This is a genomic window from Pseudomonas umsongensis, assembly GCF_002236105.1.
GTDB lineage: Bacteria > Pseudomonadota > Gammaproteobacteria > Pseudomonadales > Pseudomonadaceae > Aquipseudomonas > Aquipseudomonas umsongensis.
This window is the reverse complement of the sequence record NZ_NIWU01000004.1, coordinates 212,695-238,294: the sequence shown is the minus strand read 5'-3', so window position 1 is coordinate 238,294 and position 25,600 is coordinate 212,695. Positions and strand designations below refer to the sequence as shown.

At 60.4% G+C, this 25,600-nt stretch carries 14 protein-coding genes and 1 pseudogene; 7 read left to right on the top strand and 8 right to left on the bottom strand.

From position 1 onward, the window contains the following. Positions 1-235: 235 nt before the first annotated feature. The 4 genes and pseudogenes from PSUM_RS20825 (at position 236) to PSUM_RS32660 (ending at position 2,800) form a co-directional block, all read left to right on the top strand. Complete coding sequence (locus PSUM_RS20825) at positions 236-466, top strand: hypothetical protein (RefSeq protein ID WP_033045282.1); 231 nt, start codon at positions 236-238, stop codon at positions 464-466. Continuing rightward, a complete protein-coding gene (locus tag PSUM_RS20820) occupies positions 463-762 on the top strand; it encodes a cell division protein ZapA (RefSeq protein WP_020796199.1) in 300 nt (99 codons plus the stop codon). The genes PSUM_RS20825 and PSUM_RS20820 overlap by 4 nt, the downstream gene beginning before the upstream one ends. Before the next feature lie 100 nt (positions 763-862). Next, positions 863-1,933, top strand: a pseudogene (locus PSUM_RS32665) (HAMP domain-containing protein); the annotation flags it as partial. Positions 1,934-1,954: 21 nt separating this feature from the next. Beyond that, complete coding sequence (locus PSUM_RS32660; protein WP_428839166.1) at positions 1,955-2,800, top strand: methyl-accepting chemotaxis protein; 846 nt, start codon at positions 1,955-1,957, stop codon at positions 2,798-2,800. Between the two features lie 113 nt (positions 2,801-2,913). Here PSUM_RS32660 and PSUM_RS20810 read toward each other — a convergent pair whose 3' ends face one another. The 3 genes from PSUM_RS20810 to PSUM_RS32385 form a co-directional block, all read right to left on the bottom strand. Continuing rightward, positions 2,914-4,716 (bottom strand): acyl-CoA dehydrogenase, encoded by a 1,803-nt coding sequence (locus PSUM_RS20810; RefSeq protein WP_083350038.1) that lies wholly within the window; start codon positions 4,714-4,716, stop codon positions 2,914-2,916. Positions 4,717-4,958: 242 nt separating this feature from the next. Then, the gene (gene putA, locus PSUM_RS20805; protein ID WP_083350039.1) at positions 4,959-8,909 is read right to left on the bottom strand and encodes a trifunctional transcriptional regulator/proline dehydrogenase/L-glutamate gamma-semialdehyde dehydrogenase; all 3,951 of its coding nucleotides are present in this window, start codon (positions 8,907-8,909) and stop codon (positions 4,959-4,961) included. Between the two features lie 51 nt (positions 8,910-8,960). Then, positions 8,961-9,095, bottom strand: a complete 135-nt coding sequence (locus PSUM_RS32385) for a hypothetical protein (RefSeq protein WP_020796203.1) — start codon at positions 9,093-9,095, stop codon at positions 8,961-8,963. Positions 9,096-9,369: 274 nt separating this feature from the next. On the opposite strand from PSUM_RS32385, the gene putP reads away from it, so the two are divergent. Both putP and PSUM_RS20795 read left to right on the top strand, forming a co-directional pair. Beyond that, entirely contained in the window at positions 9,370-10,854 is a 1,485-nt protein-coding gene (gene putP / locus PSUM_RS20800; protein WP_033044748.1) for a sodium/proline symporter PutP, read from the top strand. Positions 10,855-11,191: 337 nt separating this feature from the next. Then, complete coding sequence (locus tag PSUM_RS20795; RefSeq protein WP_083350040.1) at positions 11,192-12,028, top strand: 23S rRNA (adenine(2030)-N(6))-methyltransferase RlmJ; 837 nt, start codon at positions 11,192-11,194, stop codon at positions 12,026-12,028. A 126-nt stretch (positions 12,029-12,154) separates the two neighbouring features. On the opposite strand, the gene msrA is transcribed toward PSUM_RS20795, so the two are convergent. The 5 genes from msrA to aceE form a co-directional block, all read right to left on the bottom strand. Further along, positions 12,155-12,802, bottom strand: a complete 648-nt coding sequence (gene msrA, locus PSUM_RS20790) for a peptide-methionine (S)-S-oxide reductase MsrA (RefSeq protein WP_020796207.1) — start codon at positions 12,800-12,802, stop codon at positions 12,155-12,157. 62 nt (positions 12,803-12,864) lie between these two features. Beyond that, positions 12,865-15,558 (bottom strand): putative bifunctional diguanylate cyclase/phosphodiesterase, encoded by a 2,694-nt coding sequence (locus tag PSUM_RS20785; protein WP_020796208.1) that lies wholly within the window; start codon positions 15,556-15,558, stop codon positions 12,865-12,867. 263 nt (positions 15,559-15,821) lie between these two features. After that, positions 15,822-17,216, bottom strand: coding sequence for an alkaline phosphatase D family protein (locus PSUM_RS20780; RefSeq protein ID WP_083350041.1), 1,395 nt, complete (start codon positions 17,214-17,216; stop codon positions 15,822-15,824). Positions 17,217-17,475: 259 nt separating this feature from the next. Continuing rightward, a complete protein-coding gene (aceF, locus tag PSUM_RS20775) occupies positions 17,476-19,446 on the bottom strand; it encodes a dihydrolipoyllysine-residue acetyltransferase (RefSeq protein ID WP_083350042.1) in 1,971 nt (656 codons plus the stop codon). 11 nt (positions 19,447-19,457) lie between these two features. After that, on the bottom strand, positions 19,458-22,103 hold the full coding sequence (aceE, locus tag PSUM_RS20770) for a pyruvate dehydrogenase (acetyl-transferring), homodimeric type (RefSeq protein WP_020796211.1): 2,646 nt from the start codon (positions 22,101-22,103) through the stop codon (positions 19,458-19,460). A 383-nt stretch (positions 22,104-22,486) separates the two neighbouring features. On the opposite strand from aceE, the gene glnE reads away from it, so the two are divergent. Beyond that, a complete protein-coding gene (gene glnE, locus PSUM_RS20765) occupies positions 22,487-25,426 on the top strand; it encodes a bifunctional [glutamate--ammonia ligase]-adenylyl-L-tyrosine phosphorylase/[glutamate--ammonia-ligase] adenylyltransferase (RefSeq protein ID WP_020796213.1) in 2,940 nt (979 codons plus the stop codon). The last annotated feature ends 174 nt before the right edge of the window (positions 25,427-25,600 follow it).

Below are 25,600 nucleotides of genomic sequence, written 5' to 3'. Positions count from 1 at the left end.
GCCTGCGGCAGCTCCTACAGGAAAACGCGAATCTCTTGCAGGGCTGGCGAAGGCTGCGATCTTTTGCGCTTCATGGCGACGAACTGCAGGAACCAGATTGGACAATGACAGTCTCTACAGTTCGCGAGAAGGGTCACTGGTCAGGAAAATCAAGGCCTTGCGCCTGTTTAACCCTGGCATCCACCGTGACTTTTCTTTATCGTACGCGCCCTTTGAAAATGCCCGGAAAATCAAAATGTTGGAAGCATCCCTAAGCCAATTGGAACAACTGGTCAGCGATCTGGTGCAACAGAACCAGGCCTTGGTCAGCACTAACCAGACCCTGAGCGCCGAACTGGCCCAGGCCAAGGATGAAAACGAAAGCCTGCAACTGAGCCTGATGGAACAGGAAGAGAAACAAGGCGCCACCGTGGCACGCATCCAGGCCCTGGTTGAGCGCGTCAGCGCTGGCCCTGTCAACGCATGAGTTATGGCCCAGGTGTGAAAGTCGTCTCGATCCTGGGGGAAGACTATTCGATCAAGGCGCCGGCCGGGGAAGAGCAGACCCTGCTGGACGCCGCATTGATGTTGAAGGCTGCCCTGGCCGAGACCAAGAAGAAGTACCCGACCCTGATCGGTGACCGACTGCTGGTGCTGGCCGCTATGAATCTGTGTTCCCAACAGATCGAAATGCAAAAGCGCCACAAGCAGGAACTCGACCGTTACCAAGAGCAAGTCAGCGCCACGGTTGAAGTGATCTCCAAGACGATCAATCAGGCCTGATCGGCTTTGCGCACAACCAAAGAATAAATTGTCGGTTTAGTTGTATACAATCGGCACGGCTGTTGCAGTGTTTCAGCCTCTTATTCTTTGGGGGTGCTCCATGCAGTTCTGGCGACGCAGTATTCAGTGGCAGTTGATCCTGAGCATGGGCACCGCCCTGTTGGTCAGCATTCTGATCGTGGTTGGCATTTATACCCTGGTGGTCAACCGCCTTGCTCAAAGCTATCTGGTCGAGCAAGCCTTGCCGTCGAGTATTGAGGCGATGCGCAACGACATCGAACGCATCCTTGTCCAGCCTCTCACCGCCGCCAAGGACATCGCCAGCAACAGCATGGTTCGCGACTGGCTGGCCGCGGGTGAAGACAGTGCCCAGACCGGCACGTTTACCACTTACCTCGAAGGCGTGCGCGCCGAACACAAAGCCTTTACCGCGTTGATGGTCGGCACGGCTAGCCACCATTACTTCAACGAAAAAGGCCTGGACCGGACCCTCAGTCGTTCCAATCCAAAAGACGCCTGGTTCTATGCGTTCCTCGACAGCGACCAGCCGCGCACCCTCAATATCGATAACGACGCGGCCACCGGAGAATTGGCGCTTTTCATCGACCTTAAAGTCGAGAAGGCCGGGAAGGTCGTGGGCGTCGCCGGACTGGGCCTGAGCATGAAAGAGCTGTCGGAGCTGATTCACAACTTCAGCTTTGGTGAGCGTGGCAAGGTCTATCTCGTGCGCTCCGACGGTTTGATCCAGGTGCATCCCGAGGCTCAATTCAGCGGCAAGCGTACTCTGGCCGAACAAATCGGCAGCTCGGCGGCACAAGCAGTCATGGGTCAAAAAGTTGCCGCCAGCAGCGGTTTTTCCCGTGAGGGTGAGGATTATCTGGCGCTGAGCCTGCCGTTAAGGGATTTGGGCTGGACCCTGGTGGCCGAAGTGCCGCAATCGCAAATCTACGCCGAGGCCCGTCGCGCCATGTGGATCAGCGGTGGTATCGGCCTGGCGGTGGCCTTGGTGTGCTTGTTGCTGGTGGTGTTGCTGGCCCGTGGCCTGGTACGACCGATTCGTCAGGTAACAGCGGCACTGGTGGCCATCGGTAGCGGTGGTGGAGATTTGACCCATCGGTTAGATTCCAGCCGCGCCGATGAACTGGGCGACCTGGCGCGCGGGTTCAATCGCTTCCTGGAAAGCCAGCGCGGGATGATCGGCGAAGTGCTGACCACCAGCGAACGCTTGCGCGCAGCGGTCGGGCAGGTGGCACGGGTGGTGGATAACACCGCAGAGCGTTCCGGGCGCCAGCAGGAGATGACCGACATGGTCGCCACCGCGGTCCACGAAATGGGCCTGACTGTGCAGGAAATTGCGCAAAACGCCGGCAATGCGGCAGTCGCTTCGCAAAACGCCCGTGATGAAGCAATGCAGGCGCGGGAAGTGGTCGGGGGTTCGATCCGCCATATTGAAAGCATGTCCGATGAAATCGGCGTCGCCGCCAGAGCCGTGGGCGAATTGGCAGACCAGGTGGCATCGATTGATCAGGTGCTCGCGGTGATTCGCGGAATTTCCGAGCAGACCAATTTGCTGGCGCTGAACGCCGCTATCGAAGCGGCGCGGGCCGGCGACATGGGACGCGGATTCGCGGTGGTGGCCGATGAAGTGCGCACCCTGGCGCGACGCACGCAAACATCCACCGACGAGATTCAGCAGATGATCGGCAGCCTCAAGCAGGGCGCGGAGAACGCGGTGTCGTCGATGCATTCCGGCCAGGCCGCGACGGGCACGGGTGTCGAGTCGAGCCAGCGCACCGGGGCTTCGTTGACGGCGATTACCGGGCAGGTCGAGCGCATCAGCGACATGAACCACCAGGTGGCGACGGCGACGGAAGAGCAGTCGGCGGTAACGGAAGAGATCAACCGCAACGTGCAGGGGATTTCCGATCTGGCGCGGGCGACTGCCGGGGAGGTCAAGGCTTGTCGGGAGGATTGCCTGACGTTGCAGCGGTTGGCGGATGATCTGGCGCGGCAGATGGGTGGGTTTCGTCTGAGCTGATCTGTTGTCGGTGATGTCCTCTTCGCGAGCAGGCTCGCTCCCACAGTGTCACGCGTTCAACTGTGGGAGCGAGCCTGCTCGCGAATGGATTTCGGCAGCACCTCAGACTTGGATCAGAACCACTCATCCTGCATGCCCAGGCAAACATCATCCCGCGCCTCAAGAATCGTCAACTCATGGTGGCAAGCCGGGATTTCCCAGGTCAGGAAGTACCGCGCCGCCTGGAGCTTGCCTTTATAGAAGTTCACATCGACCGCATTGCCTTTGGCCAGCCCTTCCTCGGCGCGAATCGCCTGTTCCAGCCAGCGCCAGCCAATTACCGTGTGACCAAAAACTTTCAGGTACAACGCCGAGTTAGCCAAGCTGCTGTTGACCTTGCCCTGGGCCAGGTCGGTCAGCAAGCCAATGGTCACGGCCTGCAGGCGCGCCACCAGTTTCTCCAGTGGTTCACGCAGCGCGGTCAGCGAGTCATGGGCGTGCGCGCGCTCGGCGGTGTTGGCGATCAGGCGGACCAGTTGTTTGAGGCCCGCACCGCCGTTCTGTGCCAGTTTGCGCCCCAGCAGGTCCAGCGACTGAATGCCGTGGGTGCCTTCGTGAATCGGGTTCAGACGGTTGTCGCGGTAGTATTGTTCCACCGGGTATTCGCGGGTGTAGCCGTGGCCGCCAAGGATCTGGATCGCCAGTTCGTTGGCCTTCAGGCAAAACTCCGACGGCCAGGATTTGACGATGGGGGTCAGCAAGTCCAGCAGTTCATGGGCCTGTTTGCGTTCGGCCTCGGTCTCCAGTGTCGTGGTGTCATCAAACAGCCGCGCCGCGTACAGCCCCAGGTCGAACGATCCTTCGACGTAGGCTTTTTGCGTCAGCAGCATGCGCTTGACGTCGGCGTGCTGGATGATCGCCACCGGAGCGGTGTTCGGGTCCTTGCTGTCCGGCACGCGACCCTGAGGGCGCTCGCGGGCGTATTCCAGCGAATACAGGTAGCCGGCGTAGCCGAGCATCACCGCACCCATGCCGACGCCGATTCGCGCCTCGTTCATCATCTGGAACATGTAGCTCAAGCCATGATGCGGCTTGCCCACCAGATAGCCTACGCACTCGCCATTATCGCCGAAGTTCAGCGCGGTTGAGGTGGTGCCGCGCCAGCCCATCTTGTGGAAAAGCCCCGCCAGCAGCACGTCGTTGCGTTTGCCGAGGCTGCCGTCATCGTTGACCAGGAATTTCGGCACGATGAACAGCGAAATGCCCTTCACACCAGCAGGGGCATCCGGCAGCTTGGCCAGGACCATGTGCACGATGTTTTCCGACAGCGGATGATCGCCGCCGGAGATGAAGATTTTGTTGCCCTTGAGTCGATAGGTGCCGTCGGACGCAGGCTCGGCTCGTGTACGAATATCCGACAGCGACGAACCTGCGTGGGGTTCGGTCAGGGCCATGGTGCCGAAGAAGCGGCCGTCGATCATTGGTTGCAGGAAGCGGCGTTTCTGCTCCTCGGTGCCGAAACTTTCGATCAGGTTGGCCGCGCCCATGGTCAGGAACGGGTAGGAGGTCGACGCCGCGTTGGCGGACTGGAAATGCGCGAAGCAGGCTTGCGACAACAGGGTAGGAAGTTGCATGCCACCAGCGTCGAAACTGCGCGCTGCATTGAGGAAGCCGGCTTCGAGGAACGCGTCGACTGCCGGTTTCACTTCCGGAATCAGGATTGCCTGACCGTCCTCATAGCGCGGCTCGTTCTCGTCACCCTTGCGATTGTGCGGGGCGAAGAACTTCTCGGCGATGTTGCGGGCGGTGCCCAAGGCGGCATCGAAGGTTTCGCGATTATGTTCGGCGAAACGCTCACGCTGGGTCAGGCCCTCGGCATCGAGGACTTCATACAGCTCGAAAGCCAGATTGCGGGAACTGAGCAACGTCTCGGACATGGCGGCCTACCTTTTGTTGGAGTAGGGCGAGTCTAGGCGGGGGAATAGAGGCTGAACAGGATGATTGATCTGCGTGATGGTGACTTAGCAGACGCCATAAGTAACTGTGGGAGCGGGCTTGCCCGCGATGGCGTCAGACCAGTCAACATCATCAGTGACTGATACATCGCTATCGCAGGCAAGCCCGCTCCCACAGGGTATTGCGTGCCGGGCGGCTATTGCGGCAGCCCGGTTTACCGGTTTTAGCCGATGGTCATCAGGCTGGCATTACCACCCGCAGCAGCGGTGTTAACGCTCAACGCACGCTCGATCACCAGGCGCTCCAACGCAATGTTGGTTTCACCCTGCGACAGACCCTGGACGCCGACAATGGCACCGGCACGCTTTGCCACTTGCTGGCAAACCGCGCGCAACTGGTCGGAATGGCCGTGATGCAGAACCGCATCAATCACCACGTCGTCCTTGTTCCAGTCGGAAACCAGCTTGATGCGTGCCTGGATGTCTTTCGGCAGACGGGCGAGCAAGGCCTTGGTCAGTTCAGCTTCCGGCCATACCGCCGAACCGCCGACAGCCAATACCGCAGCCAGTTGCGTCAGCAGGTCGCCTTCGACTTCCGCCAGGCACAGCACGTGCTCGCGCGGCAGGATCGCATAGCTGTTACGTTCGCCGGTCGGGCCGGCCAGGACGCGGGTGATACCGCTTTGCGATTGTGCGGCGAACTGCGCGCACAGGGTGCTCAGGTCGGCGAACTTGTTGCTGTCGGCCCAGGCTTTCAAGGCGGTCAGCGGTTTGCTCATGGCATCGCGAAGGCGAACGTCCGGTGCTACGGCAGCGTCGCCGCGAGCGAAGGATTGTTCGATCGCATCGGCAGGGCGGGTCGACAGCAGGCGGTACAGGTACAGCGGACCACCGGCTTTCGGGCCAGTACCCGACAGGCCTTCGCCGCCGAATGGCTGCACGCCGACCACGGCACCCACGATGTTGCGGTTGACGTAGACGTTACCGGCATTGACGTTGTCGATCACCTTGGCGATGGTCTCGTCGATACGGGTGTGCACGCCCAGCGTCAGGCCGTAGCCGGAAGCGTTGATTTGGGCAATCAGTTGATCGATGTCCTTGCGCTTGTAGCGCACCACGTGCAGCACCGGGCCGAAGATCTCCCGTTGCAGTTCGTCGAAGCTTTCCAGTTCGATCAGCGTCGGCATCACGAAGGTGCCGCGTTTAACTTCTTCGGCGTCGGCGATGGCCACCTGGTACACGTTGCGACCTTTGTCGCGCATGGCCTGGATGTGCTTCTCGATGCCAGCCTTGGCTTCGGCGTCGATCACCGGGCCGATGTCCACGGACAGGCGCTCAGGGTTGCCGAGGCGGCTTTCAGCCATGGCACCCTTGAGCATTTCGATCACGCGGTCGGCAGAATCTTCCTGCAGGCACAGCACGCGCAGGGCCGAGCAACGCTGGCCGGCGCTATCGAAGGCCGACGAAACCACGTCGATCACCACCTGTTCGGTCAGTGCCGAAGAGTCGACGATCATCGCGTTCTGGCCACCGGTTTCGGCGATCAGCGGAATCGGACGACCCTGGCTGTCCAGGCGACCGGCAATGTTGCGTTGCAGCAGGCGCGCAACTTCGGTGGAGCCGGTGAACATCACGCCTTTGACGCGATCGTCGCCCACCAGTCCGGCGCCGACGGTTTCGCCACGGCCCGGCAACAGTTGCAGGACACCTTGTGGAATCCCGGCCTCGAGCAGCAGGCGCACGGCTTGAGCGGCGACCAGCGGCGTCTGTTCCGCAGGCTTGGCCAATACCGGGTTACCGGCAGCCAGCGCCGCAGCCACTTGGCCACTGAAGATTGCCAGCGGGAAGTTCCACGGGCTGATGCACACCACCGGACCCAGCGGGCGGTGGGCATCATTGGTGAAATCGTTGCGAGCCTGCACCGCGTAATAACGCAGGAAGTCCACGGCCTCGCGCACTTCGGCGATGGCGTTGGCAAAAGTCTTGCCGGCTTCGCGAGCCAGCAGGCCCATCAGCGGCTGGATCTCGGCTTCCATCAGGTCTGCGGCGCGTTCGAGGATCGCGGCGCGTTCGGCCGGCGGGGTAGCCTGCCAGATCGGCGCGGCGTTCAGTGCGCACTGGATCGCATTGTCGACGTCTTCGACAGTCGCTTCCTGTACGTGGCCAACCACGTCACGCAGATCGGACGGGTTCAAGACGGGTGCAGGGGTTTCGCTGCTGGAAGCGCAACCGAGCATCGGCGCGGCCTTCCAGTTGTTGTGCGCAGTAGCCAGCAGAGCGCAGGACAAGGACGCCAGGCGATGTTCGTTGGCCATGTCGATGCCGCTGGAGTTGGCGCGCTCGGAGCCGTACAAATCGCGCGGCAGCGGAATGCGAGGATGCGGCAGGCCGAAGCCACCTTCCACGGTCGCCATCTGCTCGATGCTTGCTACCGGGTCGGCCACCAATTCCTGGATGGAAATCGACTGGTCGGCAATACGGTTGACGAACGAGGTGTTGGCGCCGTTTTCCAGCAGGCGACGTACCAGGTAAGCCAGGAGGGTTTCGTGGGTGCCGACCGGTGCGTACACACGGCACGGACGGTTCAGCTTGCCTTCGGAAACCTTTCCTACAACTTGTTCGTACAGCGGTTCGCCCATGCCATGCAGGCACTGGAACTCGTACTGGCCCGGGTAATAGTTCTGACCGGCAATGTGATAAATGGCCGACAGGGTGTGGGCGTTGTGCGTGGCGAACTGCGGGTAGATGACTTCCGGCACCGACAGCAGTTTGCGTGCGCAAGCGATGTAGGACACGTCGGTGTACACCTTGCGGGTGTAGACCGGATAGCCTTCCAGGCCTTCAACCTGGGCGCGCTTGATCTCGCTGTCCCAGTACGCGCCTTTCACCAGGCGGATCATCAGGCGATGACGGCTGCGGCGAGCCAGGTCGATCACGTAGTCGATCACGTACGGGCAACGCTTCTGATAAGCCTGGATCACGAAACCGATGCCGTTCCAGCCCGTCAGTTGCGGCTCGAAGCACAGGCGCTCGAGCAGATCCAGCGACAGCTCGAGGCGGTCGGCTTCTTCGGCGTCGATGTTCAGGCCGATGTCGTATTGCTTGGCCAGCAGGGTCAGCGACAGCAGGCGCGGGTACAGCTCATCCATCACGCGCTCGTACTGGGCACGGCTGTAGCGCGGGTGCAAGGCCGACAGCTTGATCGAAATGCCCGGACCTTCATAAATCCCGCGACCGTGGGACGCTTTGCCGATCGAGTGGATGGCTTGTTCGTACGAGGCCAGGTACTTCTGCGCGTCGTGCTCAGTCAGTGCGGCTTCACCGAGCATGTCGTAGGAATAGCGGAAGCCCTTGGCTTCGAACTTGCTGGCGTTGGCCAGGGCTTCGGCAATGGTCTCGCCGGTGACGAACTGCTCGCCCATCAGGCGCATGGCCATGTCGACGCCCTTGCGGATCATCGGCTCGCCGCTCTTGCCGATGATGCGGCTGAGGGACGAAGTCAGGCCCGCTTCGTTATGCGTGGACACCAGCTTGCCGGTCAGCAGCAGGCCCCAGGTCGCGGCGTTGACGAACAGCGACGGGCTGTTGCCCAGGTGTGGCTGCCAGTTGCCGGTACTGATCTTGTCGCGGATCAGGGCGTCACGGGTGCCTTTGTCCGGAATGCGCAACAGCGCCTCGGCCAGGCACATCAGCGCCACGCCTTCCTGGGACGACAAGGAGAACTCTTGCAGCAGGCCCTGAACGATACCGGCACGGCCGCCGGCGCTCTTCTGGTTGCGCAGTTTTTCCGCAATAGAGGCAGCGAGCTTGTTGGTGGCTTCGGCCATCGGCGCCGGCAGGCGAGCCTGCTCGATCAGCATCGGCACCACTTCCGGTTCCGGGCGCCGGTACGCGGCGGTGATCGACGCACGCAAGACCGATTGCGGCAGGATGCTCTCGGCGAACTCGAGGAAGCACTGGTGCGCGTGGTCGACATGGACGTCGCCCGCTTCGTCAGTGTCTCGGGCGATACCGTTGAGCTCGGACAGGGTTGCACCACCCTCGAGTTTTTCCAGGTAATTGAAAATTGCCTGCTTGATCAGCCAGTGCGGCGTGCGATCAATCGAGGTCGCGGCAGCCTTGAGGCGTTCGCGGGTCGGGTCATCGAGTTTGACCCCAAGGGTGGTGGTAGCCATGTTTTTATCCTCATGTTTGCCACGACTGCGTGGCATCAGCTGGCGCAAAGATTAGCCGTGTGATGAATGAGGTGCAACCGGGTGCAACCCTTTTTTTACGGGAATAAACGGCAGTTCGTCAGGAAAAAAATTCCACTGCGCCATTACCGCGTTGCCTTGGTGCTTTTTGGATGGATAGACGATCATTCTTGCTCCGAAAAGGAGCAAAAACCCTGGTTTGATATAAATTTCCGACTAGGTGCAACTTATTCCCCAGAAATGGGTTGCACCTTATTTGCTTTGTTGCATAGCATTCGCGCCCAAGGTGCAACCAGTCGCAAGACCGGTGTGCCGGCCGATGGCTTTCCTGGGGAAACATCGGTCATAAATGCGCGGGATCCCGGATCGTCTGTCAATCGTCACCGTTTGCCAGCGCTTCACCAGCCGCCGCTACATAAAAACAAAGCCAGGGCATCACTCAATGAGCGTAAGCAATCCAACCCTGATCACGTTCGTGATCTACATCGCAGCAATGGTGCTGATCGGCTTCATGGCCTATCGCTCCACCAACAACCTTTCCGACTACATCCTGGGCGGCCGTAGCCTGGGCAGTGTCGTGACCGCGTTGTCCGCCGGTGCATCCGACATGAGCGGCTGGTTGTTGATGGGCCTGCCGGGCGCCATCTACATGTCCGGTCTGTCCGAGAGCTGGATCGCCATCGGCCTGATCATCGGGGCTTACCTGAACTGGCTGTTCGTCGCCGGCCGTCTGCGCGTGCAGACCGAGCACAATGGCGATGCGCTGACCCTGCCGGACTACTTCTCCAGCCGTTTCGAAGATAAAAGCGGCCTGCTGCGGATCATTTCCGCCGTCGTAATCTTGGTGTTCTTCACGATCTATTGCGCTTCCGGCATCGTGGCTGGCGCTCGTCTGTTCGAAAGCACCTTCGGCATGTCCTACGAGACTGCGCTGTGGGCCGGTGCTGCGGCGACGATTGCCTACACCTTCGTCGGTGGTTTCCTGGCGGTCAGCTGGACTGACACCGTGCAAGCCACGCTGATGATCTTCGCCCTGTTGCTGACGCCGATCATCGTGCTGCTGGCCACCGGCGGCGTCGACACCACGTTCCTGGCCATCGAAGCGCAAGATCCAAGCAACTTCGACATGCTGAAAAATACCACCTTCATCGGCATCATCTCGCTGATGGGCTGGGGCCTGGGCTACTTCGGCCAGCCGCACATCCTGGCGCGTTTCATGGCGGCCGATTCGGTGAAGTCGATCGCCAAGGCCCGTCGCATCTCCATGGCCTGGATGATCCTGTGCCTGGGCGGCACCGTGGCTGTCGGTTTCTTCGGTATCGCCTACTTCTCGGCCAACCCGGCCGTGGCCATGCCGGTCAGTGAAAACCATGAGCGTGTGTTCATCGAGCTGGCCAAAATCCTCTTCAACCCATGGGTTGCCGGCGTTCTGCTGTCGGCCATCCTGGCTGCCGTCATGAGCACCCTGAGCTGCCAGTTGCTGGTGTGCTCGAGCGCCCTGACCGAAGACTTCTACAAGACCTTCCTGCGCAAATCCGCTTCCCAGGTTGAACTGGTCTGGGTCGGCCGCGCCATGGTGCTGCTGGTTGCCCTGATCGCCATCGCCATGGCGGCCAACCCGGAAAACCGTGTACTGGGCCTGGTGAGCTACGCCTGGGCAGGTTTCGGTGCCGCATTCGGTCCGGTCGTGCTGATCTCCGTGATCTGGAAAGACATGACCCGCAACGGCGCACTGGCTGGCATCCTGGTCGGCGCGATCACCGTGATCGTCTGGAAGCACTTCGAACTGCTGGGTCTGTACGAAATCATCCCTGGTTTCATCTTCGCCAGCCTGGCGATCTACATCGTCAGCAAGCTGGGCACGCCGACTGCTGGCATGCTGCAGCGCTTTGCTGCGGCTGAGGCGGATTTCCGTCTGAACAAGTGATGGGGATGAGCTGAGGCTCTAACCTTTCGCAAAAACGGCCCGTCTCCTACAGGAGGCGGGCCGTTTTTTTTGGGGGTGGGCAGAAGGCTAATGGCAGGTCCATTTCTTCCTTGCCTTGCTCTGCGCCATTGCGTTGCGCGATGGATGCGATGTGCTGGATGTGGTTGGGCACTGGTTACGGGGTCGGCCTTCAGCAGGGGTAGGTAATGCCACAAGGTCAAGATCAAAAGATCGCAGCCTTCGGCGGCTCCTACAGGGCTGGGTTCGCCACTCAGCCGCGAGCTCCTGACTTGCCGCCCAGTAAAAGGTAAACTTGCCGGCCTTCGCAGGAGCAACCATGAATTATCGCCACGCCTTCCATGCCGGCAATCACGCCGATGTGTTCAAACACCTGACCTTGACCCGCCTCATCGCCCTGATGTCGCGCAAGGAGCAGCCGTTTGCCTATCTCGATACGCACGCCGGCATTGGCCTGTACGACCTCCAGGGCGATCAGGCCAGCCGGACCGGTGAGTATCTGGAAGGCATCGCGCGTTTGTGGGATCAGCCGGATCTGCCGATCCTGACCGCTGATTACATGCAGGTGCTGCACGAGATGAACCCGGATGGCCAGTTGCGCTATTACCCGGGGTCGCCGGAGTTGGCGCGTCGTTTGACTCGCCCTCAGGATCGCGTGTTGCTCAACGAGAAACACCCTGAAGACGGCCTGCTGCTCAAGGACAACATGGCCGGCGATCGTAGGGTCAAGGTGCATCTTGGTGAAGGCTGGCATGTGCCGCGGGCGTTGCTGCCGGTGCCGGAGAAGCGTGCGGTGATGTTGATCGATCCGCCCTTCGAAAAACTGGATGAGATGCAGCGCTGCGCCGCGGCCTTGAAAGAGGCGGTCGGGCGGATGCGCCAGACTGTAGCGGCGATCTGGTACCCGGTGAAGGATCAGCGCGCGCTGCGCCGGTTCTATCAGGACCTGGCCGGTACCGGTGCGCCGAAGTTGTTGCGGGTGGAGTTGCTGGTGCATCCGCTGGATACGCCTGACAGCCTGAACGGCTCCGGCTTGGCCATTGCCAATCCGCCGTGGGGGCTGGAGGAAGAGTTGCGTGAGTTGCTGCCGTGGTTGTCCGAGAAGCTTGGGCAGACCCAGGGCGGGTGGCGGATGGATTGGTTGATCGCCGAATGAGGCGATGATCGTTCCCACGCTCAGCGTGGGAATGCAGCCCGGGACGCTCCGCGTCCCCTCCAGAGCCGAACGCGGAGCTTCCGTTGAGGCATTCCCACGCAGAGCGTGGGAACGATCGGTCAGTGGTCAGATCGGGCAGGTCACGCCGGTGCCGCCAATGCCGCAATAGCCTTCAGGGTTTTTCGCCAGGTACTGTTGGTGGTACGCCTCGGCGAAATAGAACGTCGGCGCTTCGTCGATTTCGGTGGTGATGATGCCCTTGCCGGCCTTGGTCAGTTCGACCTGGAACACCTGTGCGCTTTTTTTCGCGGCTTCCAGTTGGGTCGGGTTGGTGGCGTAGATCACCGAGCGATACTGGGTGCCGAGGTCGTTGCCCTGGCGCATGCCCTGGGTCGGGTTGTGCAGTTCCCAGAACATCTTCAGCAGCGCTTCGTAGCTGACTTTCGCCGGCTCGTAGACCACCAGCACGACTTCGCTATGGCCGGTCAAGCCGGAGCAGACTTCTTCGTAAGTCGGGTTCGGGGTGAAGCCGCCAGCGTAACCCACGGCCGTACTGACCACGCCTTCACGCTGCCAGAACTTGCGTTCCGCGCCCCAGAAGCAGCCAAGGCCGAAGATCGCGAAATCCACATCCATCGCGAATGGACCCAGTAGCGGGGCGTCGTGGACGAAGTGTTTTTCCGGCACGGTCATGGGGGTTTCGCGGCCAGGCAGAGCTTGTTCTTTTGTTGGGAGCACGTTTTTGTTCACCAGAATTTCCGAGCGCAGAACCATCGTCAGTCCTCTCAGTCGTTGGAATAATCAGAAATGCAGTTTGCCCGAGTGTTGACGCGATGTCAGGCAATCGGGCCGCGCGGATAGCGTTTGAGCTTGTCGATCAGGTCGAGGCCCGGGATCGGTTGGTCGAACAGGTAGCCCTGGCCGACGTCGCAACGGTGGCGACGCAGGAAAGCCAACTGCTCGGCGGTCTCGATGCCTTCGGCCACGACCTTGAGTTTAAGGTTGTGGGCCATGGCGATCACCGCGGAGGTGATTTCCATGTCGTCCTGGTTATCCGGGATTTCGTGAATGAAGCTTCGATCGATCTTGATGATATCGATGGGGAATTTTTTCAAGTAACTGAGCGACGAGTAACCGGTGCCGAAGTCGTCCATGGCAAGGGTCAGGCCCAGGCGCTTGAGCTGGTCGAGTTGCAGGCGAGTGTCTTCGGTGGCTTCCAGAAGCAAACCTTCGGTCAGTTCCAGCTCCAGCAAGCTCGCCGGCAGCGCTTCCTCCTTGAGGATGTTGGCGATGGATGCTACCAGGTCCGGGTCGGAGAACTGCTTGGGTGACAGGTTGATCGCTACCTGCAGGTTGCCCAGGCCGGCGGCGCTCAGCGCTTTGCTCATGCGGCAGGCCTGGCGGGCGATCCATTTGCCGATCGGAATGATCAGGCCGGTTTCTTCGGCAACACTGATGAACTGGTCCGGGCGGATCATGCCCTTTTCCGGGTGGTTCCAGCGCAACAGCGCCTCCATCCCCAGCAGGCGACCGCTGCGCAGGCAGAGCTTGGGTTGGTAGAACACGTCCAGTTCGTTCTGGGTCAGGGCGCGGCGCAGGTTGTTCTCGACGAACAACTTGTAGCTGGCTTCGGCGTTCAGGGCCTCGGTGAAAACCTGCACCTGATGTTTGCCGTTGGCCTTGGCCTTGTGCAGGGCCAGGCCGGCGTTACGCATCAGGGTCTGCGGGTCTCGCCCATGCAGGGGCGCGCAAGCCAGGCCAACCGAGCCGGTCACGCTGATCAGCTGGTTGTCGACGAACATCGGTTTGTCGAGGGTCGTGAGCAATTGGTTGGCGACCTGCTGCCCGAGTTCAAGGCCAGTGTTGTCGAGCAAGACCGCGAACTCGTTGCTGGCAAACCGCGCCAGGCTGCCGCCCGGGTTGAGGCTGTTGCGCAGGCGCCGGGCCAGGCTGATCAGCAGCTTGTCGCCGGTCTGGTGGCCGAGGCTGTCGTTGATCCGCTTGAAGTTGTCGATGTCCACCAGTAGCAGGCTGATAGGCGCGTCGCTGTCGCGGGCGAAGCGTTCATCGAGGTTGCGGATGAAAGCCGGGCGGTTGCCGAGGTTGGTCAGGTTATCGGTGTAGGCCAGGCGCTCGATGCGTTGCTGGGCGAGCTTGGTCTGTGTGATGTCTTCGTAGATACCGATGTAATGGGTCAACTCGCGGTTGTCGCCATAGACCTTGGATATCGACAACTGACCCCAATAGGGTTCGAGGTTTTTGCGCCGACTCTTGAATTCCCCCTGCCAACTGTTGCTCATGGCCAGCGCCGAGGGCGCGTCGAACAGCAGTTCACTGAGGTTCTCCAGTGCCGGCAGTTGCGCCAGGCGCTGGCCGTGGACTTCTTCGGTGGTGTACTGGGTGATCGCCGTGAAGCTTGGGTTGACGTACTCGACGATGCCATCGCAATTGACCAGCAAAAAGGCGTTGGCGCTTTGCTCGACCGCACGCTGGAACAGATGCAGGGCGCTGGTGGCGGTGCGTCGATTGTGATTACTGATGACCTGGGCGAACTGATCCGCCAGCTCGCCAGCGAAGGCGATTTCGTCCTGCTGCCAGGCGCGGGTCGCGCCGGTTTGCTCCAGGCACAACACGCCGACCACCTGGCCGTCGACTCGAATGCTGGCATCGAGCATCGCGTTGACATCACGCGAGCGCAGGCTTTCGGCGATTTCCCGGGTGCGCGGGTCGCGCATGGCGTTGTGGGCGTCGATGGCGCGACCGGTATGCAGGGCGTCGAGGTAATCGGGGAAACCGCTGGCGTCGATCGGCGCCGGCAGCAGGTATTCCTGGGTTGAGCGGTGGTAGGCCGAGATGGGGGCCAGCATCGATCCTTCCAGGTGCCAAAGACTGGCACAGTCGATCTGGTAAATCTCACAGGCGCTACGGGTGATCAGTTCGGCGGCTTCCTGCAGGGAATTGTTGCTGCTGTAGCGCTGGCGGGTCAGCAGCAGGATAAGGTCCTGCTGGGCACGGACCCGATCCAGATGCTGCAATTGTTCCCGCTGGGCGCGCTGATTGAGTTCGAGGGCGATTTGCAGGCGCGAGTTCTGGGTTTCGAGATCCAGCGCTGGCAGCAGTGGGTCATCCTCGAACAGGCCGTCGATGACCAGCAGGTAGCCGCGCAGCAGATGTCGATTGTGTTGTTTGTAGGCTTCACCCAGCTCCAGCAGGTTCAACGCGCCCGAGGCGGTGTGCAGGGTGTAGCGGATCAGATAGTGGGTGCTCTCGCTCAACTGCGCCTGAATCGCGTCATGCAGCTGATAGCGTGCTTGCGGCTCCATCAGGCTGGCGTAGGGCGAACCGACCAGGGCGCACAATTCCACGGCCGGCAGGCCGAACTGGCGTTCGCAATTGGGATCGAGAAACAGCAGTGCCCAGCTTGGTTCGTTCAGCCGTTCGAAACGCAGCATGCCGAGCCGCGAGGGCACAGGCAACTGCGTCACTACCTCGGCCACCATACGGCTGGCGGCATCGGGTTGGCTTTTCATGGAGGGGACTCGCTTCGAATTTGCTGATCGCGCCGGGCTCTCGCCCTCTTTACTGTTGCCTGCGGCAAGGTTGCATCATTGCGACACTGACTGACAAGAGAGATGAAGGCCAAGTGCTATAAGAATATGTCGGCAGAAGTGAAGATTTCTCCAGCACCAGACTAAAAGAATGTATCTAGCCCAAAAGATCGCAGCCTTCGGCAGCTCCTACAGGGGAATGGCATACACCTGTAGGCGCTGCCGAAGGCTGCGATTTTTTGCTTTTAATGCAGCGTGATGGCGGTCGATTGCAAAAGGCCGCCATCCCGGTCGTGATATCGCACGTGAAGCTGTTCCGTATCGACGATCACATGCGCGAAGTTATCCTGGCTGATGACCTTGCCCGTCAATTCGTGCCGATAATTGCCTTGAGCGGTTCGCGCGAGCGGCTGATCCAGCAGGAAGGTAGACGCTTGCGCATAGGGCAGCAGTTTGCTGTTGCACAGGGGCGAGGAGACGATGGTATGAACTTCAAACGCCGGGTCCTCGCTGTGGGTCAGGCGGCTGATCAGTGAACCATGGACGTCGCCTGAAACGATAAAGACATTCTTGATCGCGTGGGCCCGAATGGTTTCCAGCAGCCGTAGTCGTTGATCGGGGAAACCTTTCCAGGCGTCATTGTCCGGGCGTTTGCTGTCGGGGTAGAACATGACGCTGGTGACCACGAATTTGACCCGGGCCGAACTGTTGATCAGCCATGTGCACAAGGCCTGCTCCTGCTCGATATCGAGGATGCGTCGGTCGCTGGCTGCAAGATTGCGCCGTGTTCGGCTGTCGGTGACAAACCACTCGATATCGCCATCGGCGAACAAGTACCAGTATTTGTCCAGCTTCCTGTTGATTTGGCCATCGGCGCAGAGTGGGTGTGACGGACCATGGCTGGCCTGGTAGATCTCATAGGCGTTTATCGCATTGGCATATAGGAAGCCATCGGACTTGTTTCTGTTGGCCGGCCAATTGTCTTCGATCTCATGATCGTCCAGGATCATGTAAGTCGGCAGATTGGACATTAACTTTGCGATGTTTGGCTGGGAAAAAGCCACGCGATACTTGAGAAGAATATCCTTGAGCTCGCGGTCCGGAGCAATGAGGTTCAAGTCATCGACATAGATCTGGTCGCCGGTCATCAGCATAGCGCTGATAGGCGGATCGGCCTGCTCGGCCAGTCTTGAGATTGTCGCGAACATCCTGTCACCCAGATGCGGTTCGGCGGCAATGCCTGCGGTGAGGCGTAGATAGCGACAAGAACCCACGACATAGGCCCTGGATTTTCCTGCCTGGTTCGAGCGGGTACGCAGGCGATGAATCCGCCCTGGCCATTGCAAGCTCAGTTCCTGCATTGCCTCGGCAGAGCACACAGGCTGCATCGCGCTGAACCATCCAGCCTGATATTCATACACGGTGTCGGCAGCCAGGTCGCTGAGAGCCAGGACGGCGGACATGTCCCGGGCTTTCTCGAGTTCAGCGAAAATTCCGTTTGACCAATGCTCGTCATCGAGTTGCCGATAGCGAATGCCGGCGAATGCATGGGCGTCTTTACTTGATTCTCCACGCAAGAATATACGTGCATGGTTCGTGGTGGTGTGGCCAATGATTGGCCCGACAGTTGGTTTGAACATATTCGAATCCATTCGGTTTTTAATCAATTGGCTTTAAATGGCCTTGCAGGCAAGGCTAGTTATTTGGCCTTGAAAAATACCGGGCGGAAATGGATTCGACTTGTGGGGGATATCAGCCACAAATGTAGGAAAGTATCTGTTGAGGTTAGAACGCCGGACAAAAAAAAGCCCCGCCAAATTGGCGGGGTTGAGGTACGAGCGTGGCGCTCGGAAAACGTGAAACGCGACAGGCCCTCCCGTGAAGGAGGGCCCGCCGGTGTTACAGCAGGATGGTGCGGATGTCCGCCAGCAGGTCGCTCAGACGCTTGGTGAAGCGTGCAGCAGCGGCGCCGTTGATCACACGGTGATCGTAGGACAACGACAGCGGCAGCATCAGTTTCGGCTGGAAGGCTTTGCCGTCCCAGACTGGCTGGATGGTTGCCTTGGAAACACCGAGGATCGCCACTTCCGGCGCGTTGACGATCGGCGTGAAGCCGGTGCCGCCAATGTGGCCGAGGCTGGAAATGGTGAAGCAGGCGCCTTGCATGTCGTCAGCGGTGAGCTTCTTGTCGCGGGCCTTGGCGGCCAGCGCAGCGGCTTCGGCTGCCAGTTGCAACAGGCTCTTCTGGTCAACGTTCTTGATGACCGGTACGAGCAGGCCTTCAGGGGTGTCGACGGCGAAGCCGATGTTCACATATTTCTTGCGGATGATTGCTTTGCCGCTTGGTGCCAGCGAACTGTTGAAGTCCGGCAGCTCCTTGAGCAGATGCGCGCAGGACTTGAGCAGCAGCGGCAGGATGGTCAGCTTGACGCCGGCCTTCTCTGCAACGGCTTTCTGAGCGATACGGAACGCTTCCAGCTCGGTGATATCAGCCGAATCGAACTGAGTCACGTGCGGGATGTTCAGCCAGCTGCGGTGCAGGCTCGACGCACCGATCTGCATCAGGCGGGTCATCGGCACTTCTTCGATTTCACCGAAGCGGCTGAAGTCCACGACCGGAATCGGCGGGATACCCGCGCCGCCGGTTGCGCCAGCAGCAGCGGCGGCCGGTGCTTCCTTGGCCTTCTGCATCATGGCCTTGACGTATACCTGCACGTCTTCTTTCAGGATGCGACCGTGCGGACCGCTGGCGCCGACAGCGCTCAGCTCGACACCGAATTCACGGGCCAGTTGGCGTACGGCCGGGCCTGCGTGAACCTTGGTGCCAGGCTTGGCTGGAGCAGCAACCGGAGCGGCCGCAGCAGGTGCGGCGGCAGCAGGAGCAGGAGCAGCGGCTGGCGCAGGCGCACTCGCAGCAGCGGCAGCAGGTGCCGGGGCAGCAGCAGGCGCTGCGCCTTTGACTTTCAGCTTGAGGATCAGGTCGCCGGTACCGACTTCGTCGTCCAGCTTGATGGAAACGCTTTCCACCACACCAGCGGCAGGCGATGGGATTTCCATGCTCGCCTTGTCGGATTCCAGGGTGATCAGCGACTGATCGGCTTCAACCGAGTCACCGGCCTTGACCAGCACTTCGATGATCTTGGCCTTGCCCGCCGAACCGATGTCCGGAACGTGGATGTCCTGAACGCTGTCTGCAACGGGAGCAGCAGGAGCAGCTGCCGGAGCAGGCGCAGCGGCAGGTGCAGGAGCGGCAGCCTGGGCAGGCGCGGCGGCAGGTGCAGCAGCACCGGCCACTTCCAGGTCCAGGATCAGGTCGCCAGTGCCAACTTCGTCATTGAGCTTGACGCTGATGGCCTTGACCACGCCAGCGGCAGGCGACGGGATTTCCATGCTCGCCTTGTCGGATTCCAGGGTGATCAGCGACTGATCAGCCTCGACGGTGTCGCCGACCTTGACCTGGATCTCGATGATCTGGGCCTTGCCCGACGAGCCGATGTCCGGCACGTGCACTTGCTGTACCGAAGCGGCAGCCGGTGCAGCAGCTGGAGCGGCCGGCACTGGAGCTGCCGCAGGAGCAGGTGCAGCCGCAGCTTTTGCAGCAGGCGCAGCGGCAGCCGCTGGAGCCGCAGCAGCGGCGCCTTCGACTTCCAGCTCCAGCAGTTCGTCGCCCTCTTTCAGGCGATCGCCCAGCTTCACTTTCAGGTTCTTGATGATGCCGGCCTTCGGCGCAGGCACTTCCATGCTCGCCTTGTCCGACTCAAGTGTCAGGATGCTCTGGTCAGCTTCGATGCGGTCGCCGACCTTCACAAACAGTTCAATTACTTCACCTTCACCGCTGCCGATGTCAGGTACGCGAATGAGTTCGCTCACAGAATCTCTCCTCAGCAGTCCAGTGGGTTGAGTTTTTCCGGGTTGATACCGAACTTGGCAATGGCTTCAGCCACAACCTTAGGTTCGATGTCACCACGGTCAGCCAGTGCTTCCAGGGCTGCCAACACCACGAAATGACGGTCGACTTCGAAGAAATGACGCAGTTTCTTGCGGCTGTCGCTGCGGCCAAAACCATCGGTACCCAGGACTTTGAATTCCTTGGACGGTACCCACTGACGGATCTGCTCGGCGAACAGTTTCATGTAGTCGGTAGAGGCGATGACCGGACCTTTGCGGCCATTCAAGCACTCTTCCACGTAGCTCAGCTTAGGCTTCTGGCCAGGGTGCAGACGGTTGGTGCGCTCAACGGCCAGGCCGTCGCGACGCAGTTCGTTGAAGCTGGTAACGCTCCACACGTCGGCGCCGACGTTGAACTCTTCACGCAGGATCTTCGCCGCTTCACGCACTTCACGCAGGATGGTGCCGGAGCCCATCAGCTGAACGTGGTGTGCCGCTTCGCGGTTGTCTTCCTCGAGCAGGTACATGCCCCGCTTGATGCCTTCTTCGGCACCGGCCGGCATGGCTGGTTGCTGGTACGACTCGTTCATCACGGTGATGTAGTAGAAGACATCCTGTTGCTCTTCGGTCATCTTCTTCATGCCGTCCTGGATGATCACCGCCAGCTCATAGCCGTAGGTTGGATCGTAGGTACGGCAGTTCGGGATGGTGGCAGCCAGCAGGTGGCTGTGACCGTCTTCGTGTTGCAGGCCTTCACCGTTCAAGGTGGTACGGCCGGCGGTACCGCCGATCAGGAAGCCACGGGTACGGCTGTCGCCAGCGGCCCACGCGAGGTCGCCGATACGCTGGAAGCCGAACATCGAGTAGAAGATGTAGAACGGCAGCATTGGCTGGTTGTGGCTGGAGTACGAAGTACCGGCAGCGATGAAGGAGCTCATGGCGCCCGCTTCGTTGATGCCTTCCTCGAGGATCTGGCCCTTCTTGTCTTCCTTGTAGAACATCACCTGGTCTTTATCGACTGGCTCGTAGAGCTGGCCGACGGACGAGTAGATGCCCAACTGACGGAACATGCCTTCCATACCGAAGGTACGGGCTTCGTCCGGAATGATCGGCACGATGCGTGGGCCGATTTCCTTGTCCTTGACCAGCTGCGCGAGGATGCGCACGAAGGCCATGGTGGTGGAGATTTCACGGTCGCCCGAGCCGTCCAGGATAGCCTTGAGGGTATCGAGTGGTGGAGTCGGCACGCTGAAGCTTTGCGCGCGACGCTGCGGCACGAAGCCACCCAGTGCGGTACGACGCTCGCTCAGGTAGCGGGCTTCGGCGCTGTTTGGCTCAGGCTTGAAGAACGGCAGGTTCTCCAGTTCTTCGTCCTTGACCGGGATGTCGAAGCGATCGCGGAACAACTTCAGGCTGTCGACATCGACTTTCTTGGTGTTGTGCGCGGTGTTCTTCGCTTCGCCGGCACCGGTGCCATAACCCTTGATGGTCTTGGCCAGGATGACGGTAGGTTGTTCTTTGTGGTTGACCGCTTCGTGGTACGCCGCGTAGACCTTGTACGGGTCGTGGCCGCCACGGTTGAGTTTCCAGATCTCGTCGTCGGACAAGTCTGCAACCATCGCCTTGAGTTCTGGCGAGTTGAAGAAGTGTTCACGTACGAACGCGCCGTCTTTGGCCTTGTAGTTCTGGTACTCGCCGTCGATGACTTCGTCCATGCGACGTTGCAGGATGCCGTCGACGTCCTTGGCCAGCAGTGGGTCCCAGAAACGGCCCCAGATGACTTTGGTCACGTTCCACTGGGCACCGCGGAACACGCCTTCGAGTTCCTGGATGATCTTGCCGTTGCCGCGAACCGGGCCGTCGAGGCGCTGCAGGTTGCAGTTGATGACGAAGATCAGGTTGTCCAGCTTCTCGCGGCCAGCCAGGGAGATCGCGCCCAGGGATTCCGGCTCGTCGCACTCGCCGTCGCCCAGGAAGCACCAGACTTTTTGCTTGCCGGCAGGAATGAAGCCACGGGCTTCCAGGTACTTCATGAAACGCGCCTGGTAGATCGCCTGGATCGGGCCCAGGCCCATGGATACGGTCGGGAACTGCCAGAAGTCAGGCATCAGCCAAGGGTGCGGATAGGACGACAAGCCCTGGCCGTCGACTTCCTGGCGGAAGTTGTTCATCTGGTCTTCGGTGATGCGGCCTTCCATGAACGCGCGGGCGTAGACGCCTGGCGAAGTGTGGCCCTGGAAGTAGATCAGGTCGCCGCCGTGTTCGTCGGTCGGGGCCTGGAAGAAATAGTTGAAGCCGATGTCATACAGGGTCGCGCTGGAAGCGAAGCTGGAGATGTGACCGCCGAGGTCAGAATCTTTCAGGTTCGTACGCATTACCATGGCCATCGCGTTCCAGCGTACCAGCGAGCGAATGCGGCGTTCCATGAACAGGTCGCCAGGCATGCGTGCTTCGTGGGTTACCGGGATGGTGTTGCGGTAAGGCGTGGTGATGGCGTAAGGCAACTGCGAACCGCTGCGGGTCGCGAGTTCACCCATACGGGTCATCAGATAGTGAGCACGGTCTTCGCCTTCTTTGTCGAGAACCGATTCCAGGGCGTCCAGCCATTCCTGGGTTTCGACGGGATCGAGGTCTTGCATGGCTTGCTCCAGGGCGGAAAGGCTACCAGAATCGGTTGCCTGAGTTAGCGACTGGCCTTGTGGGCAGACGTTATGAATTCTTGGATTGCCGATAGGTTGTTCCGGCGGTGTGTAGTTTTACTACAAATCATCCGGCATTTCAGCCTTGCTAATGTATATACGAGTAGTAAAACTACAGATGAGCGGCTTGTGGCCCCCGGCTGCGTTGTGAGAATAATCGTTAAGGTTGGTCTTTTGCCAACCGAAAAAGGTGAAACCTTGATGTTGGCTGCCAATAAAAAAGAATTTTCAGCTATTTCTAACTTTTGTTCGACACTCCTTCAGGTAGTGGGTATGCGAGATTCACTACATGCAGCCTGTTACACGCCGATCAAGGATAGACCATGAGCCTGCCCCCGCTTGTCGACCTGCCCGCTATTCTCTTGCCGTTTGTCACCCGCGCCGAGCAGTCGTTGCGCGATGCTGTCGAGGCATTGGATGACGACCATGGCCTGTCCACATGGACGCCCGAGCGCTGGGCGCAATTTTCCCGGGTAACCGCCGCCAGCGACTTTGTCACCGAGCAATCGGTGCGCGATCCGCTGATGCTGCTGGAACTGGTGCGCTCCGGTGAACTGGACCGTGGCTATGCCCCCGGCGAGTTATGCGCGCAGATCGCTGCAGCCGTAAATGCCGCCGAGACCGATGAACAACTCGGCCGGGCATTGCGCCGCCAACGGGCGCGCCACCAGGTGCGGATCGTCTGGCGTGACCTGACCCGCCAGGCCGATCTGGTCCAGACGTGCCGCGACCTTTCGGACATGGCCGATGCCAGCATCGACCAGGCCTATCAATGGTTGTACGCACGGCATTGCCAGCAGTTCGGCGTGCCCACCGGCCGGCGCAGCGGCGAGCCGCAGCAGATGGTCGTCCTCGGCATGGGCAAGCTGGGCGCGGTCGAACTCAATCTGTCGTCGGACATCGACCTGATCTTTGCCTATCCCGAAGGCGGCGAAACGGTCGGGGTCAAGCGCCCGCTGGACAACCAGGAATTCTTCATCCGTCTTGGCCAGCGCTTGATCAAGGCGCTGGACCCGATGACCGTCGACGGTTTTGTGTTCCGTGTCGACATGCGCTTGCGGCCCTACGGTTCGTCGGGTGCCCTGGTGTTGAGCTTCAACGCGCTGGAGCAGTACTACCAGGACCAGGGCCGCGACTGGGAACGCTACGCGATGATCAAGTCGCGGGTAGTGGCCGGGGATCAAGTGGCCGGTGCGCAACTGCAAGAGATGCTGCGACCGTTCGTGTATCGACGCTACCTGGACTTCTCGGCGATCGAAGCATTGCGCACCATGAAGCAGTTGATCCAGCAGGAAGTGCGGCGCAAGGGCATGGCCGACAACATCAAGCTCGGCTCCGGCGGCATCCGTGAGGTGGAGTTCATTGCCCAGGCCTTTCAGTTGATTCACGGCGGTCGCGACCTGAGTCTGCAACAACGTCCACTATTAAAAGTACTGAGTACGCTGGAAGGTCAGGGTTATCTCCCGCCAGCGGTGATCAGTGAGCTGCGTGAAGGTTACGAGTTCCTGCGTTACACCGAACATGCGATTCAGGCGATTGCCGATCGCCAGACCCAGATGCTGCCGGACAGTGCTCAGGATCAGGCGCGCATTGCCTTCATGTTGGGCTTTGCCGATTGGCCGGCGTTTCATGAGCGCCTGATGTACTGGCGCGGCCGCGTGGCCTGGCACTTCGCTCAGGTGATCGCCGACCCTGACGAGGAGCAGGGCGCCGAAAACGAAGTGGTGGTCGGTGGAGAGTGGTTGCCGCTGTGGGAAGAGGCTCAGGATGAAGAAGCTGCCTGCCGACAGTTGCAGGAAGGCGGTTTCGCCGATGCCACCCAGGCTCTGAAAGCCTTGGCCAGTTTACGCGGCAGCCCGCAATTGCGCGCCATGCAGCGACTGGGGCGTGAGCGCCTCGACGCCTTTATTCCGCGCTTGCTGGCCCAGGCTGTCGAGCATGCCAATCCGGATCTGGTGCTGGAACGGGTGTTGCCACTGGTGGAAGCTGTAGCCCGCCGTTCTGCTTATCTCGTTTTGCTGACCGAAAATCCCGGTGCCCTGCGCCGCTTGCTGACCTTGTGTGCAGCGAGCCCATGGATCGCCGAACAGATCACCCGCTTTCCGCTGTTGCTCGATGAGTTGCTCAACGAAGGCCGGTTGTTCAAGCCGCCGTTGGCACCGGAGCTGGCCGCTGAGTTGCGCGAACGCCTGACCCGGATTCCCGAGGACGACCTCGAGCAGCAGATGGAGGCCTTGCGCCATTTCAAGCTGGCGCACCGCTTGCGGGTCGCCGCTTCGGAAATCGCCGGCAGCCTGCCGTTGATGAAAGTCAGCGATTACCTGACCTGGCTCGCCGAAGCGATACTGGAACAAGTACTGGCCCTGGCCTGGCGGCAAACGGTCGCCAAGTACGGCACGCCGCTACGCACCGATGGCACCTTGTGCGATCCCGGCTTCATCATTGTCGGTTATGGGAAAGTCGGTGGCCTGGAATTGGGGCATGGTTCGGACCTGGACCTGGTGTTCATCCATGATGGCGATCCACAGGCAGAAACCGACGGGCCGAAGTCGATCGATGGCGCGCAGTTTTTCACCCGGCTCGGGCAGCGGATCATTCACTTGCTGACAGCGCAGACCAACTCCGGTCAGCTCTATGAAGTCGACATGCGCCTGCGCCCGTCCGGTGCATCAGGGCTGCTGGTGAGTTCGCTGGGGGCCTTTGCGCGCTACCAGGAAAATGAAGCCTGGACCTGGGAGCATCAGGCGTTGGTCAGGGCGCGGGTATTGGTGGGTAGCGACGACGTCGGCCGGGCATTCGAGCAGGTTCGCGCAGCGATCCTGGGCAAGGCACGCGACTTGCCGACCCTGCGCCAGGAGGTCAGCGAGATGCGCGCCAAGATGCGCGATAACCTGGGCAGCAAGAGTACCGCGGCCGGCACCGGGGCAAATGCCTTCGAAGCCACAGTGCCCTTCGACCTCAAGCAGGACGCCGGAGGTATCGTCGATATTGAATTTATGGTGCAATACGCGGCCCTGGCGTGGTCCGAAACGTACCCGCCATTGCTGCGCTGGACAGACAATATCCGTATTCTGGAAGAATTGGAGAAGGCCGGGCTGATGCCTGTCGAGGACGCCAGTCTGTTGCGTGAAGCTTATAAAGCTTACCGCTCCGCCGCCCACCGGCAGGCCTTGCAGAAGAATGCCGGGGTGATTCCGGGTGACCAGTTCGCGGACGAACGGCGACAGGTCATGCGGATCTGGCGTGAACTGGGGCTAAGCTGAAACGCGGTATTTGCAACACCGAATACCCAAATGTGGGAGCGGGCTTGCTCGCGAAAGCGGAGTGTCAGGCACCATCAATGTTGTATGTGATGGCCCCTTCGCGAGCAAGCCCGCTCCCACAGTAGATCTGCGTAGTTTGGCAGATTGAAGTACACCAAGACCCAATGTAGGAGC